The 14,775-nt window shown below is 70.6% G+C and carries 14 protein-coding genes and 1 pseudogene; 6 read left to right on the top strand and 9 right to left on the bottom strand.

What is annotated here, in order from left to right:
• The 4 genes and pseudogenes from GVY41_RS20400 to GVY41_RS17380 form a co-directional block, all read left to right on the top strand.
• Positions 1-139 (top strand): annotated as a pseudogene (locus GVY41_RS20400) (branched-chain amino acid ABC transporter permease); the annotation flags it as partial.
• A 38-nt stretch (positions 140-177) separates the two neighbouring features.
• Positions 178-1,785: a GMC family oxidoreductase gene (locus GVY41_RS17390; RefSeq protein WP_161347954.1), complete on the top strand. Its 1,608-nt coding sequence runs from the start codon at positions 178-180 to the stop codon at positions 1,783-1,785.
• A 117-nt stretch (positions 1,786-1,902) separates the two neighbouring features.
• Entirely contained in the window at positions 1,903-3,996 is a 2,094-nt protein-coding gene (locus GVY41_RS17385; RefSeq protein ID WP_161347955.1) for an OmpA family protein, read from the top strand.
• A 399-nt stretch (positions 3,997-4,395) separates the two neighbouring features.
• The gene (locus GVY41_RS17380) at positions 4,396-5,394 is read left to right on the top strand and encodes an XdhC family protein (RefSeq protein WP_161347956.1); all 999 of its coding nucleotides are present in this window, start codon (positions 4,396-4,398) and stop codon (positions 5,392-5,394) included.
• On the opposite strand, the gene GVY41_RS17375 is transcribed toward GVY41_RS17380, so the two are convergent.
• From GVY41_RS17375 to coxB, 4 genes are all read right to left on the bottom strand, one after another.
• Entirely contained in the window at positions 5,369-6,760 is a 1,392-nt protein-coding gene (locus GVY41_RS17375; RefSeq protein ID WP_161347957.1) for an NAD(P)/FAD-dependent oxidoreductase, read from the bottom strand. The two genes, GVY41_RS17380 and GVY41_RS17375, sit on opposite strands and share 26 nt — an antisense overlap.
• Before the next feature lie 142 nt (positions 6,761-6,902).
• Entirely contained in the window at positions 6,903-7,235 is a 333-nt protein-coding gene (locus tag GVY41_RS17370) for a hypothetical protein (RefSeq protein ID WP_161347958.1), read from the bottom strand.
• Complete coding sequence (gene ctaD, locus GVY41_RS17365; protein ID WP_161347959.1) at positions 7,232-9,853, bottom strand: cytochrome c oxidase subunit I; 2,622 nt, start codon at positions 9,851-9,853, stop codon at positions 7,232-7,234. The genes GVY41_RS17370 and ctaD overlap by 4 nt, the downstream gene beginning before the upstream one ends.
• Positions 9,850-10,551 (bottom strand): cytochrome c oxidase subunit II, encoded by a 702-nt coding sequence (gene coxB, locus GVY41_RS17360; protein WP_161347960.1) that lies wholly within the window; start codon positions 10,549-10,551, stop codon positions 9,850-9,852. The genes ctaD and coxB overlap by 4 nt, the downstream gene beginning before the upstream one ends.
• 75 nt (positions 10,552-10,626) lie before the next feature.
• On the opposite strand from coxB, the gene GVY41_RS17355 reads away from it, so the two are divergent.
• Positions 10,627-11,211, top strand: coding sequence for a DUF2231 domain-containing protein (locus GVY41_RS17355; protein WP_161347961.1), 585 nt, complete (start codon positions 10,627-10,629; stop codon positions 11,209-11,211).
• On the opposite strand, the gene GVY41_RS17350 is transcribed toward GVY41_RS17355, so the two are convergent.
• The 5 genes from GVY41_RS17350 to GVY41_RS20620 form a co-directional block, all read right to left on the bottom strand.
• Positions 11,106-11,759, bottom strand: coding sequence for a CopD family protein (locus tag GVY41_RS17350; RefSeq protein WP_161347962.1), 654 nt, complete (start codon positions 11,757-11,759; stop codon positions 11,106-11,108). The two genes, GVY41_RS17355 and GVY41_RS17350, sit on opposite strands and share 106 nt — an antisense overlap.
• Positions 11,756-12,511: a cytochrome c oxidase assembly protein gene (locus GVY41_RS17345; RefSeq protein ID WP_161347963.1), complete on the bottom strand. Its 756-nt coding sequence runs from the start codon at positions 12,509-12,511 to the stop codon at positions 11,756-11,758. The genes GVY41_RS17350 and GVY41_RS17345 overlap by 4 nt, the downstream gene beginning before the upstream one ends.
• Positions 12,511-13,008: a PRC-barrel domain-containing protein gene (locus GVY41_RS17340; RefSeq protein ID WP_161347964.1), complete on the bottom strand. Its 498-nt coding sequence runs from the start codon at positions 13,006-13,008 to the stop codon at positions 12,511-12,513. Before GVY41_RS17340 ends, GVY41_RS17345 begins: the two co-directional genes overlap by 1 nt.
• Positions 13,009-13,206: 198 nt before the next feature.
• Positions 13,207-13,395 carry a hypothetical protein gene (locus GVY41_RS17335; protein WP_161347965.1) on the bottom strand — a complete coding sequence of 63 codons (189 nt, stop codon included), beginning with the start codon at positions 13,393-13,395 and terminating at the stop codon, positions 13,207-13,209.
• Between the two features lie 337 nt (positions 13,396-13,732).
• A complete protein-coding gene (locus GVY41_RS20620) occupies positions 13,733-14,056 on the bottom strand; it encodes a helix-turn-helix domain-containing protein (protein WP_161347966.1) in 324 nt (107 codons plus the stop codon).
• 202 nt (positions 14,057-14,258) lie between these two features.
• Between GVY41_RS20620 and GVY41_RS17325 the strand changes: the two genes are divergently transcribed.
• On the top strand, positions 14,259-14,759 hold the full coding sequence (locus GVY41_RS17325) for a hypothetical protein (protein WP_161347967.1): 501 nt from the start codon (positions 14,259-14,261) through the stop codon (positions 14,757-14,759).
• Positions 14,760-14,775: the final 16 nt, after the last annotated feature.

Raw genomic sequence — 14,775 nt, 5'->3', positions numbered from 1 at the left:
CGCCACCTCGAACGTGCCGGTCACCATCATCACCGGCGTGGTGTTCATGGTCTGCGTCCTGCTGTTCCGCCGCGGCCTGGTCGGAGAGTTCTATGCGTCAAAGCTGGGACGGATGCTGGGGTTCAATCCAGAGCGGTAGAAGACCCGCGCTGCGGTGAGGCGGCGCAAGGAGCGAGAATGGACCACTTCGACTATATCGTCATCGGCGCCGGCAGCGCCGGATGCGTGCTGGCCAACCGCCTGTCGGAAGACCCGCGCAATTCGGTGCTGCTGCTGGAAGCAGGGGGGCGCGATAACTACCACTGGATCCATATCCCGGTCGGCTATCTCTATTGTATCGGCAACCCCCGCACCGACTGGCTGTTCAAGACCGAAGCCGAGCCGGGGCTGAACGGCCGCGCCCTGATGTATCCGCGGGGGCGGGTTCTGGGCGGCTGCTCGTCGATCAACGGCATGATCTACATGCGTGGCCAGGCGGCGGATTACGACCATTGGCGCCAGCTGGGATGCACCGGCTGGGGCTGGGACGACGTGCTGCCGGTGTTCCGCGGCCATGAGGATTTCTACAAGGGCGCCAGCGCCTTGCACGGCGCGGGCGGCGAATGGCGGGTGGAGAAGGCCCGCGTGCGCTGGACGGTGCTCGATGCGTTTCTGGAGGCGGCGGTGCAGGCCGGCATCCCGCGCAGCGAGGATTTCAACACCGGCGACAACGAGGGCGGCGGCTATTTCGACGTCAACCAGCGCTCGGGCATCCGCTGGAGCACCGCCAAGGGCTTCCTGCGCCCCGCCGCCAAGCGGCCGAACCTCACGGTGCTGACCGGCGCGCAGGCCTCGCGCCTGATCGTGGACGAGGGCGAGGTGAGGGGGGTCGTCTTCCACCACGCCGGCACGCTCAAGACCGCGCGGGCGCGGCGGGAAACCGTGCTCTCGGCCGGCGCCATCGGCTCGCCGCAGCTGCTGGAGCTGTCGGGGATCGGGCGGGGCGAGGTGCTGCAGGCCGCGGGCATCGCCCCGATCCGCGAGGTGGCGGGGGTGGGCGAGAACCTGCAGGACCATCTGCAGCTGCGCATGGTCTTCAAGGTCACCGGGGTGCCGACGCTGAACGAGAAGGCCTCGACCCTGCTTGGCAAGGCCGGGATCGGCATGGAATACCTCTTGCGCCGCTCGGGCCCGATGTCGATGGCGCCGAGCCAGGTGGGCATCTTCACCCGGTCGGGGCCGGACAAGGCGACGGCGGATCTTGAGTATCACGTGCAGCCCGTCAGCCTCGACCGCTTTGGCGAGGCGGTGCATCCCTTCCCGGCGATGACGGCCTCTGTGTGCAACCTGCGCCCCGAAAGCCGCGGATCGGTGCATGTGACCGGCCCCGATCCCCGCGCGCATCCCTCGATCCGCCCCAACTACCTTGCCACCGAGGGCGACCGCGAGGTGGCGGTGCGCGCGCTCGAACTCACCCGCCACATCGCCGCGCAGCCCGCCTTCGCCCGCTACAGCCCCGAGGAATTCCGCCCCGGCGCGCAGCACCAGACCCGCGAGGAGTTGGTCCGTGCGGCGGGCGACATCGGCACCACCATCTTCCATCCGGTCGGCACCTGCCGCATGGGCGCGGACGCGGCCAGCGTCGTCGATCCGCGCCTGCGCTTCCGCGCGCTTGGCCGGTTGCGCATCGCCGATGCCTCGGTGATGCCGACCATCACCTCGGGCAATACCAACGCGCCGACGATCATGATCGCCGAGAAGGCGGCGGCGATGATCCTGGCGGATGCGAAGAGAGGCGTGGCCTGATCTTTCGCAGATCACGCCTCTCGCGCAATGATGTGATCCGCCCGCCTCCGCGGAACAGTTGCCAGCGCCCAAGCGTTCTGTCACCGGAGAGAAGAACATCCCGGAGGAGATAAGGTGATGCGCAGCAAGATGAAGACGACACGGGCGGCCCGCGCGACAGCGCTGATGGCCAGCCTGTCGATGGCCCTGCCGGTTCCGGTTTATGCGCAGTCCGACGCGACGGTGCTTTGCGCCGACGGCACTGTCGGCCCCTGCGCCGAAGGGAACAACCCGAATGAGGAGCCGCGGAGCGAAGACGAGGCCGAGGACGCCGCCCCCGACGTGCAGCCCGAGCCCGCGCCGGAAGAGGTGCCCGCCGAGCCCACTCCGGACGTGACGCCCGAGCCCGCGCCCGAGCAGCAGCCGGTCCCCGACGAGACCCCGGCCCCGGCACCCGAAGAGCTACCGCAGCCCGATACAGCGCCCGAGATCCCCGCCGGTGAGACCGAAGGCAGCCTCGGCGACGCGCTGAACCGCGTGCTCGAAGGTGAAGAGGCTGTTGACGAGGCGCCGGTGGAAGAGCCGGCAGCCGAGGAGGCCCCTGTCGAGGAGGCCCCTGTCGAGGAGGCCCCTGTCGAGGCGCCGGCAGAGGAGCCCGCGGTCGAGGACGCCCCGGCCGTGGAAGAGCCTGCGGTGGAAGAGCCTGCGGTGGAAGAGCCCGCCGCCGAAGCCGAAAGCGGCGAGGACGCCCTGCGCCGCGCCCTTGAGGCCGAGACCGGCGAGGCACCCGCCGAAGAGGCGGCGCCAGAGGCCGAAGTTGAAGCCGAGACCGAGACCGAGATCGAGGCCGCGCCCGAAGCTGACGCTGTGCCCGATGCCGATGCTGACGCTGCGCCCGAGGCGGACGCTGCCGAAACCACCGAGGAACCCGCCGCCGAAGAAGGTGGCCTTGGCGCCGCGCTGGGCGCCTTGCTGAACGGCGATGACGCCGAAGAGCAACCCGCAGATGAAGCCGAGGCTGAGGCCGAAGTAGAGGCCGAGGCTGACACCGCCGCGACCGGGGTTGCCCCGGTCGTCGAGGACGGCCAGCCGACCGAGCAGATGCTGGTCGATCAGCCCGATGCCGCCTCGGGTGAACCGACCGCGGCCGCCGCCCTGCAGGCGCTGATCGGCGATGATGGCGCGGCCGAGGCCAGCGACGATGTTGCGGTGGTCGAGGAAACCGTGACCGAAGAGTCTGCCCGGTCCTCCTCCGAGGATTTCGAAAACACCGTGTCCGAGCGCCGCGAGGAGCGCCGCCGCGACAATGATGACGATGACGACGATGACGATGATGACCGCTGGAACAGCGCGCTGTCGGACCGTGAAAAGGTCATGCTGCTTGGCATCGGCGCGCTGGCTGTCGGCGCCGTGATTTCCAACAACCGCCGGGTCGAGCTGAACTCGGGCGACCGCGTGGTCGTGCAGCGCCCGGATGGGCAGTATGAGGTGATCAAGGACGATGACGTGCTACTGCGCCAGCCCGGCTCGAACGTGCGCACCGAGCAGTTCAACGATGGCTCCAGCCGGACCACGGTCCTGCGCGAGGATGGCTCGCGGATCGTGACCATCTACAGCCCGGAAATGCGCGTCCTGCGCCGGACCCGGATCGACCCGAATGGCCGGGAATACCTGCTGATCGACGACACCGTGACCTATGAGCCGGTGAACGTGGCAACCCTGCCGCCGCCGCGGCAGAACTTCGTCGAGCTGAGCAATGACGAGGCCGCCCTGCGCACCGCCCTTGCCCAACAGTCGGATTTCGGGCGCCGCTTCAGCCTGTCGCAGGTCCGCAACATCGCCGAGGTGCGATCCTTGGTGCCGGTGATCGATGTCAACGCGATCACCTTTGCCACCGGCTCGGCCGCGATCACGGCCGATCAGGCGCAGTCGCTGGCCTCGGTTGGCCGGCTGATCCAGGGCTATATCGACGAGAACCCGCAAGAGGTGTTCCTGATCGAGGGCCATACCGACGCCGTGGGCTCTGCCGCCTCCAACCTTGCGCTGTCAGACCGGCGCGCGGAATCGGTGGCGCTGGCGCTGACCGAGTATTTCGACGTGCCGCCGGAAAACATGGTCGTGCAGGGCTATGGCGAAAGCTACCTGCGGGTGAACACCGAGGCAGCCGAGCAAGCGAACCGCCGCGCCTCGGTGCGCCGGATCACCGATCTGCTGCAGACGGCGTCGAACTGACCAGGCAGCCTTGAGCAAAGGGCCGTCCGCGTTATGCGGGCGGCCCTTTTGGTTGGCCAAGCCGGGGGCGCTGCCCCCGGACCCCCGGGATATTTTCGCCAGCAAGAATGAGGGGGTTGCGCTTTTGTCGCATGGTGCGGGCGCGCCAACTTGATCTGGGTCAAATCACAGGCGCGCCCGCGGGGATAGCTTGGCCCCATCGGTTCGCTTCTCCCTGATACGCGGAACTCCCTGCCGCAGCGGATCGCCCTAACCAGACGTCTCCCTCGTCGGTCGGGAAATGCGCTGCGGGCCTCCCTCCCGCAGCGTTTTCCGTTTTTGCGGACCTCTGGGCACCCCGCGGCGTTTGCCATTGGCAAGCCACGCGAGCCCCTGCAGGATCGCGGGCAGAGGAGTGCCATGACCGATCATCCCACCCGTCCCGACCCCGACCGCATCTCCGAACTGGCGCTGGACTGGCACCGCGCCGGGCGCGGGGCGGTACTGGCGACGGTGGTGCAGACCTGGGGCTCCGCCCCGCGGCAGGCGGGCAGCCAGATGGTGGTGGCGGGGGATGGTGCGATGATGGGCTCGGTGTCCGGCGGTTGCGTCGAGGGGGCCGTGATCCTTGCGGCGCAGGAGGCGCTGGCGGAGGGGCGGGCGCGGCTGCTGACGTTCGGGGTCAGCGACGGGGATGCCTTTGCCGTGGGCCTCGCCTGCGGCGGCGAGATCCGGGTGCTGGTGCAGCCGGTGGGCACGGCCTTGCCCGAGGCGCTGCTGGCCGAGCTGGTGGCCGCGCGGGCGGCGCGGCAGGCGGTGGCGCTGCTGGTGGAGATGGAAGGGTTCGGGGTGCAGCTGGTGAGCGCCGAGCAGGCGACCGGGGCGCTGGCGGAGCGGTTTCGCAGCGACCGGTCGGGCATCGAGCCGGAGGGCAGCGTCTTTGCCGGCTTGCACAACCCGCCGCTGCGGCTGCTGGTCATCGGCGCCGTGCATATCGCGCAGGCGCTGGTCCCGATGGCGCGCATGGCGGGGTTCGATCCGGTGCTGATCGATCCGCGCGGCGCCTTTGGCTCCGAGGCGCGGTTTTCGGGCGAGGTGATCGTCGAGGACTGGCCCGATGCAGCGCTGGTGGCGCTCGTCCCCGATGCCCGTACCGCGGTGGTGACGCTGGCCCATGATCCCAAGATCGACGATCCGGCGATCCTCGCCGCGCTCGCCTCGCCGGTCTTCTACCTCGGCTGCCTCGGATCGACCCGCACCCATGCCAAGCGGCTGGAGCGGCTCAGGGCGGCGGGGGTGAGCGAAGCGGGCATCGCCCGCATCCACGGCCCGGCCGGCCTGCGCATCGGCGCCAAGAGCCCGGCCGAGATCGCGGTGTCGATCCTCGCGGAGATCATTCAGCGGCTGCGCGCGGGGTAGCGCGGCGCGTGGATTTCGGTGCGCCGCCCTCAGGCGGCCCCGCCTCTTCGGGATCGGTGGTGGCGGGCATCGCGGCATCCGCCGTCTCGTCGATCAGTCGGGCGCTGCGCTGGCGCGTGGCATAGCGCATCGCCCATTGCAGCGAGACCAGCAGGCGCTTTTCAAAGTTCACCAGCAGCCAGACATGGACCAGCGCCCACAGATACCAGGCGATCGCGCCCTTCATCTGCCAGCGGCCGAAATCGAACACCGCCGCGCCGCGGCCGATCACCGCGGTATTGCCGCGGTTGTGGAAGTGGAAGGGCCCGGGCGCCTTGCCGCCGCGGGCCTGCTTGCGCAGCGCGCGGCCGAGGTGCTGGCCCTGCTGGCGCGCGACCTGCGCCAAGGGCGGTAGCGGCGCGCCCTCCTTGTCCAACGCCAGCGCCGCGTCGCCGATGGCCCAGACGCCGGGAAAACCGATCACGCCCAGATCCGGCCCCACGGGCAGCCGCCCACCCTTGCCGGCCTCGGCCCCCAGCCAGCCCGCAACCGGCACCGCCTTCACCCCCGCTGCCCAGATCACGCAGCCCGCGGCAATCTGCTTGCCGCCGATGGTGACGAAGCCATCCCCGACCGTCTCGACCGAGCTGTCAGTCCAGATCTCGACATTGTCCTCATGCAGCTCATCCGCGGCATAGCGCGAGAGGGTCTCGGGGAAGCCCGCCAGGATCCGCGGCCCGGCCTCGACCAGCAGGATGCGCAGGTCATCGGGGAAAAGCCCGCGGAAATCCCGGGTGATCAGGAAGCGGCCAAGCTCTGCCACCGCGCCCGCCATCTCGACCCCCGTCGGGCCGCCGCCGACGATGACCGTGGTCAGGAGGTCGCGGCGGGCATCGGGATCGGGCAGATGCTCGGCCTTCTCGAAGGCCAGCAGCAGGCGCTGGCGGATCAGCCGCGCCTCATGCACCGTCTTGAGGCCCGGGGCATGGGCGCGCCACTCGTCATGGCCGAAATAGTTGTAATCGGACCCCGCCGCCAGAACCAGCTGGCCGTAGCCCACGCGCCGCCCGTCGGCCAGCTGCAGCTCGCGCGCGCCCGGGTCCGCGCCGGTCACGCGCCCCAGCAGCACCCGCAGGTTGCGGTGGCGGCCCAGGGTGCGGCGGATCGGTTCCGAGATGTCGGCGGGCGAGAGCGCGGCGGTGGCGACCTGATAGAGCAGCGGCTGGAACAGGTTGTGGTTGCGCGCGTCGATCAGCAGCACGTCGACATCGCTGCCCCCCAGCTCCAGCGCGCAGGACAGCCCGGCAAAGCCGCCGCCGACGATGACGATCTCGGCGCGCAGGTCGGGGCCTTCGGCGATGGGGTCGGGGGGCAAAGTGAGGGGCATGGCATCGTCCTGATCGGGCGCGGCCGGCGCGGGGTGTCGGGGGCTGCTCGGGGCTTGCGCTTGGCGGGCTGGGGCAGGGCTATGGGGAAAACGATGCAGCCGCCGGGTTGTTCCGCGGTGCGGCGGGCCTGCCCCTAATTGCCTAGGCGCAGAGCGGCAGGATGGCGACGAAGGTGAAGTTATAGACGGTCGCGACCGCCGCCGCGGCCGTCAGCAGTTGCGCCGTGGTCGCCAGCCGCGGCGCGAGGCCCGCCCCCCGGCGCAGCAGCCACAGGCCCGCCAGCGTCAGGCCAAGCCCCGCCAGCGGGATCAGCACCAGCACCATGCGCAAAGGCGCGATGCCGCCAGGGCCGGACGCAAGACCCCAGCCGATCTCGCAGCCCGTTGCGTGCCCGGCATAGACGGCCGTGAACACCAGCGCCCAGAGGGTGAAGCCGCCGGCGATGGCGACGAGGATCCGGGTGCCCGCGCTCATGGCAGGGCCGCCAGCGCCAGCGCCTTCAGCGCGGTGGGGAAGCCGAGCACCACCAGCCCCGCCGGCAGCAGCCCCGCCTGCCACAGGCGCAACAGGTCGATGTCGATCCGCCGGCGGGCCGAGACATGGCCGGTGCGGAGCCGGCGCAGGGCGTTGAAGGCGAGCACCGCGCCGATGAAGGCATGCAGCCCCAGCCAGACCATCACCGCCGCCAGCACCGCCTGCGCGGCGTGGTCCTGCAAGGGGGGCAGCGCGCCGATCATCCAGGCGACACTCGCCAGCGTGGCAAGGTTCGCCGCCAGCGCCGCCCCCAGCATCGGCGCCCCGTGCAGCACATCCCCGCGCGCCGCCATGCGCGATGTGATCCAGGCGACCACCAGTGCCAGCGCCGCGACGACTCCCGGCAGCACCGGCAGCTCTGGCCAGACCGGCGGCGGCCAGCCTGGCGCGGCGATCGCCAGGAACAGCCCGCCGAACACCAGCGAGGCCAGCAGCGCGCCATCGGCCACCGCCACCACCCGCAGCGCCCAGATCGCAGGCGGCACCGGCGCCTCGGAGGACAGAGGCAGCACTGCGCCTTCACCTGCGGGCAGCTCGCCCTGGTCGGCAGCGGCATGGTCCCCCACCGGCCAGCGCAGGAACAACGCGACCACGACCAGCGCGGCGACGATTGCCAGCGGGTAGACCTTGAACAGCAGCGACAGGAACACCGCTCCGGTGGCGAGGCCGGTCCACAGCGGCAGGTAGGTCTGCTGCGGCAGGATCACGATCTGCTCGGGCTCGCCGCGCGCGACGGAAACCCCCGGCGTCTCCATCCAGCCATGGCGGGCGAGGCCCAGATAGCCCTCGCCCCGCGCCAGCACCGGCGCCAGCTTGCGCGGCTCCAGCTTGTCGGCGCGGCCGGTGATGCGCGGGAAGGCGGCGAAGTTGTAGGGCGGCGGCGGCAGGGTCGGCACCGCCCATTCCAGCGTCGCTGCCTGCCAGGGGTCCGGCTCTGCCTTGCGGCCGAAGCGCAGGGTCAGCAAGAGGTCGATCACGATCACCGCAAAGCCGATGGCCATCACGAAGCTGGAGACCGAGGAGATCAGGTTCAGCCAGTGCCAGCCGCTTTCGGCATCATAGGCATGGACCCGCCGCGGCATCCCCATCAGCCCGGTGATGTGCATCAGGAAAAAGGTGCCGTTGAACCCCGCGAACACCAGCCAGAACCCCAGGCGCCCCGCCGGCCCGTCATGCGCGCGCCCCGAGATCAGCGGCAGCCAGTGATAGCCCGCCGCCAGCATCGGGAACAGGAAGCCGCCGATCAGCACGTAATGCAGATGCGCCACCACGAAATGCGTGTCATGCGCCTGCCAGTCGAAGGGTACGATGGCCAGCATCACCCCGGTCAGCCCGCCCATCACGAAGATGAAGAAGAAGCCGAACACATGCAGCATCGACACGGAAATGCCGGGGCGTGTCTTGGGATCCGGCTTGGGCCGCCGCTGCGCCAGGGTGGCGATCCAGGCAAAGATCTGCACCGCCGTCGGCACTGCCACGAGCGTGCTGGCCGCCGAGAACAGCGCCAGCGACAGATGCGGCAGCCCGGTCGTGTACATGTGGTGGACCCAGAGCCCGAAGGACAGGAACGCCATCGCCACCAGCGCCGCCACCACGGCGCGGTAGCCGGCCAGCGGGCGCCCGGCAAAGACCGGGATCAGGGTCGAGAGCGCGCCGGCTGCGGGCAGGAAGATGATATAGACCTCGGGGTGGCCGAACAGCCAGAACAGGTGCTGCCACAGCAGGGGATCGCCGCCGCGCAGCGGGTCGAAGAACGGCAGGCCAAAGGCCCGCTCCGCCTCGAGCAGGATCGAGCCGAGGATCAGCGGCGGAAAGCCCACCAGCATCATCGCGGCCACCGTCAGCATGTACCAGGCGAACACCGGCATCCTGTCCATCGACATGCCCGGCGCGCGCAGGATCAGGATCGTGACGGTGATTTCCACCGCTGCAGAAATCGCGGAAATCTCGACGAAGGTCACCCCCAGCAGCCAGACATCGGCGCCGATGCCGGGCGAGAACGGCTGCGAGGACAGCGGCGTATACATGAACCAGCCACTGTCCGGCGCCGCCCCCGCCAGCATCGCCACGATCAGCAGCGTGCCGCCGAAGAGATAGCACCAGTAGCCATAGGCCGACAGCCGCGGAAACGCCATGTCGCGGGCGCCCAGCATCTTGGGGAGCAGATACATCGCCAGCCCCTCGAACAGCGGGATGGCGAACAGGAACATCATCACCGTGCCATGCATGGTGAAGACCTGCGCATAAAGCCCCGGCTCCAGGAACCCGCTATCCGGGGTCGCCAGCTGCACCCGGATCAGCATGGCGAGGATGCCGCCGATGGTGAAGAACACCAGCGAGGTGACCATGAAGCGCAGGCCGACGACCGAGTGGTTCACTGCCGCGAAGCGTTGCCAGCCCGGCCCGGTGGCCCAGATCCGGCGCAGCTCGGCGTCAAGCGCCAGCGGATCGGTGACGCCATCGCCGGGCGCCGCGGGCTGCGCGGGGGCAGGGGCGGGGTCCGCGCCCGGCAGCAGGCTCTCGACGGTCTCTTCGGGTCCGCTCGGGGCTTTGGTCATTCGGCAGGCTCCTGCGGTGCGGATGGGGTCTCGCCGGCCAGTGCGGCGGCGAGGCCTTCTTCGGGATGGGCGATGACCTCGAAGGCCATGAAGCTGTGGCCGGTGCCGCAATATTCGGCGCATTGGCCGCCATAGCCGCCGGGGTCGTCGGCGGTCAGCAGGATGCGGGTCTCGCGCCCCGGAATGGCGTCGATCTTGCCCCCCAGCCGCGGCACCCAGAAGGAATGGATCACATCAGCGCTGCTGACCGTCACCTCGACGGTGCGGCCGGCGGGGATGTGCAGCACGTCGATGGTCTCTGCCGCGCCGGGCTGGCCCGGGTAGCCGAAGCTCCAGTGCCACTGCTGCGCATGGGCGGTCACCCGGAACGGCTCATCGCCCGTCCGCAGGATCGACTCCCCCAGCACCAGCGCGATCACCCCCAGCGGCAGCAGCACCGGCAGCGGCAGCACGAGGCCGCCAAAGATGATCCAGCGCCGCGCCGGGATCTTCGCCGCCGCCTCGGGCCGCAGCAGCGCCCAGAGGTAGAGCCCCATCACCAGCGTGAACAGCACCGCCGCCGCCGCCAGCATCGACCACCACAGCAGCGCGACCGCCCGCGCCTGCGGGCCCGCCGGGTCCAGCGCCGACAGCGGCCCGGCCACCAGCCCCTCGCAGCCCGCCAGCAGCAGCGGCGAGACCAGCAGGGCAGGGCACATCCCCGGGCGGAACCGTCCGGCGCGCCCGCTCGTTGCTGTCCCAGCAACGCCCGTCTGCGAAGGAGCCCCCAGCCGATGCCGGATCCCAAGACCCCAAGTGCCGACCGCAGCCAAGACCCGTTCACCGACCTGCTGGACACTGCCGACAGCGCCTCGATCGTGGCGCTGGCCGGGCATCCCCTGCATGCGATGATGGTGCATTTTCCGATCGTCCTTGGCATGGCCACGCTCGCCGCAGACCTGTTCTTCTGGTGGGGGGGCGACCCGTTCTGGGCCCGCGCCGCGGTCTGGGCCGTGGGCGTCGCCTTCATCGCCGGCATTGCCGCCGGGCTGGTGGGGCTGGCCGAGTTGCTGCTGGTCCGCGGCATCCGCCTGCGCGGCAGCGGTTGGGCACATGGCGTCGCGGCGGTCATGCTGATTTCCGTGCTCGGCATGAACTGGGGCCTGCGCCTGACCCGGCCCGAGGAGGTGCTGCCGCTGGGGCTCGCACTCTCGGCGCTTGGGGCGGTGCTGGTGGGGTTCGCGGGCTGGCATGGGGGGAAACTGATCTATCATCATGGGGTCGGGCTCGTGGGCGAGGAGGAGGAGCCGGAGTCGGACAACTCGCCCGAGGCCGAGGAAGACGCGCCGGTCAAGTCCACCGACACCCCCGCGCCCTGATCGGTCTCCCCACCCGCCCCCACCGGCGCCAGCGCCGGGAACACCTCCGCCAGCCAGTCCCCCAACCCGCCCGGCGTGAAGACACTCGTGCCCGGCCCGCCCGGCATCGGCAGGTTCGGCTTGGCCAGAACCAGCGTCAGCGTGCCGGCGACCAGCACCGTGGTCGCCGCGAAGGCAAAGGCGCCGAGGACATAGCGCGGCGGCTCCTCCTCCTTGAACAGCTCGACGATGCGGCTGGCGGCGAAGACATGGATCATCGCCAGCCCGGCGACCAGCAGCAGCTTGGCGGCAAACCACGGCACATAGACCTCGCGCAGGAAGATCAGGGCGGTGCCGCTGGCGATAGCGATGATCGCGGCAGGGGACAGCACGGCGGTATACAGGAACCGGGCCCGCCGGTGCATCCGGTGCAGGGCGGGCCCCGCGGGGTGGTTGCCGCGTTCGGCCAGCAGCGCGGGGAACAGCAACAAGCCGCCGACCCAGACCCCGAGGAACAGGATATGGACGGCCTTGAGGAGCGTGGTCAGCCCGGGCAGATCGCCGCTCATGCCTGGGCCGCCTCGCGTTGCGACACAGCCTCGCCCTGGGGCGGGCTGAACAGCGACAGCACCTGCCACAGCGCCGCCCCCGCATAGGCTGGCGCCCCCAGCACCGCCATGGCGATCCCGGCCAGTTGTTGGTCGGTCAGCGGGCTGATGCCCCAGGGGCCGGTCGTGGACAGGTGAACCAGGAACAGCGGCGCGCCCGCGAACAGCAGCAGCCCCCCCAGAAGCATCATCTGCGCCATCGTCGCCACCGCAGCCGCCACCGGCGCCGCAGGCCCCCCGCGCCGGTCCAGAAGCCCGCGCCACAGCCAGACGGCCGAGGCGAGCAGGCTGGCCTCCATCACCCAATAGGCTGGATCAGACGACAGCGCCCAGGCATAGGGGCCGGGCGCGTGCCAGACCCAGGTCAGCACCGTATGCACCAGCGCCGCGGCGCCAACGCCGGCCCGCCCGCGCGCCGGCCAGGCCAGCGCCAGCAGCGGCGCCGCAGCCGCGATCAGCAGCAGGTGATGCACCACGCGGGCCGAGAACAGCGCCGAGGCCAGCGCGCAGATCGGCGAGACGAAGGCCAGCGCCAGCACCGCGAACCCCGCCAGCGCCAGGCGCTGCCGCCCCGGCGCCGCGCGCAGGGCAAAGCCGGACAAGCCGGCGCCCGCCAGCAGCAGTCCGATCAGCACCGGGTCGAGGTTCCAAGCGCCCCAAAGGTCCGAAGGCACCGGCGCGGGCCCGCAATAGGGGATATAGGCGGGGCCCATCAGGGCGCCTCCACGCTTGGCTCGGGATCGCTCGGCCCGCTCAGCCCCAGCGTCGCCGGATTGGCGGCATCATAGGCGGGGACCGAACGCAGCTGCATGTCGGTCCAAGGCAGGCGGATGCGCAATCTGCCCTCCTCGCCCGGCGTGATCCTCAGTTCGGAAAAGGGCACCGCGACCGCGTGACGGCCCATGCCCATCACCCCGCCAAGTTCCAGCACCACATGGCTGATCCTGCCCGACCCGTCCGGCACCAGCACGAAATCTGTGATCGACCCAAGGGATGCGCCCCCCGCATCCACGACAAGCGCCTCGCGCAGGGCCTCGGTGGTCAGCGATGCCGTCGCCGGGGCGGGCGCAGCCTCGGGCGGGTCGGCGGCGGTGGCGGCGGTTGTCGGCGCTGCTGCGCCTTGCGCAGGTTCCGGTGCCACCACCTGCGCCAACGCGGCGCTGCCTCCCAGCAGCAGCACCGCCGCGATCCTCAGCTGCCATCGGGTCATCGTCGGTCCTCTCGCAGAGCAGGGCAGACCCGCGAAAGCGGGATCGGCGGCGGGTTCGGGATGCGCAGCCAGATACACCCCGTCGGGGCCGATCTGGCGGGCACTCTGCGGGCCCAACGCGGCGCGCGCCAATTGGTTCGCCGCAATCCCCCGCCGCTGCCGATTTATCGCAGGCGCGTCAGCCGAGGCTTTCCGCCATCAAGATCCCCGCAGCAGGTCGGGCAGCGTCTCGGGCCGGTGATAGCCGCGGCTGCGCGCTGCCGCCAGCCGCGGCGCCCTCTCGTCCGGCAACCGCTCCAGCAGCGAGGGAACCAGCCGCAGCAGCCCGTCGGCGCGGTCGCGGGGGCAGCGCCGAATAGCCCGGGAACAGCGTCGCCACCCCGGCATGGTCGGCGCGCAGGAAGCTGAGCCGCAGGATCCGGCTGCCGGGAATGGCGCAAAGCAGTGTCACCCCGTTCTCGGCGCGCAGAAACGCCCCGTGATTCGGCGCAAGACTGCCGCCCTTCTGCACCGGTCCCGGCAGCACCGGGTTCGGCCGCACCGGCTCGCGGGAGCGGAAGCGCGTTACACCGCCCGCGCCAGACCCGGCAGATCGTGCTCAGCGCCAGATCGCGCTGCGAGAAGGACCGGTGCCAGAAGCGGTAGAGCCCGTCCGGCAGCATCCCCGGCGCCACTGCCACGTCGCGGCCCGCCAGCGCGGTGCCAAGCGTGGCGAGCGTGGCCGTCAGCGGCGTCGCGGGGCGGGGGCAGGGCGCTGCGTGGCCAAGGGCTCCAGCAGGATCCGGGCATCGACCCCGAAATGCGCGCAGATCCGGTGCAGGATATCGGGGCGCGGAAAGGCCTCTCCCTGCAGATGACAGTTGAACTGGCTGCGGTTGCTGCCAAGCCGGCGGCAGAGGTCGGCCACCGTCGGCTCGCGTGCTACCATCTGCCGCAGGTTGTGCCCGAACATGGCGCGCAATTGTTGCGGGGTGGGGCAGGGCCCCGCGCCTGCCGGGCGCTGCGCGGCGCGATCTGCGGCAAAGGGCTCGGCTGTGCGCTCCGGCAATCACGACCCCTGTGGCTCGAACGGGCAGTGTCGCTACGTCGCACGACACCCCGCGGGATTGACGCGGCTTGACATCACGACTTATTCTAATTCGCATCGCCTTCAAATTCCAGCGCCGCGAGTTCGGACGCCCGCAACCAGAAGAAAGTCCAGCGCCGCGAAACGCCCCACGTTATAAGCAGGAATTGGGAATAGGTCCGTTATGCTGGGTGTCGTCGTCTGGTCGAAAGAGTCTGCACAGTCCGCCGTGGTCTGGTGCGAGGATCATGGCGACATCGCCTATCTCAAGGGCTATGGCGGCCTTGCCGAAGAGCCCGATTACCTGTCCCCCGATCCGGCCCCGCCGCGCTGGCCCGCGGTCGGCGACCTTGTGACGCTGGAGATCGTGGCCGCGGGGGCGATGCGGCTTGTGCGCAACCTGGCGATCCTAGAGGCGGACTGGGGCCCGGCGCTGCCCGCTTCGCTGAAGGGGGCGGCAAAGGCCATGCAGGACGCGCCGCCCGATCCTCGCCCGGCATGGCGCCCAAGCGTTCCCGCCTTCCCGCCCGCGCCCTTTGCGCCGGTTCCGGCCGGGCAGGGGATGATGAAGCCGGTCCCGGCCGAGCGCGCGCCCGTAGCGCCTGTGCCCGTAGCGCCGGTGGACCTCGATCAGGACGCGGCCCTGACCGAACCGCCCATATGGCGCCGCAGCGGCCGCGCCTGAGCTGACCGCCGCAAGA

It is taken from the genome of Frigidibacter albus, from assembly GCF_009908165.1.
Taxonomy (GTDB): domain Bacteria; phylum Pseudomonadota; class Alphaproteobacteria; order Rhodobacterales; family Rhodobacteraceae; genus Frigidibacter; species Frigidibacter albus.
Note: the sequence above shows the minus strand (reverse complement) of the source record. Positions and strands in the feature narration are given on the sequence as shown.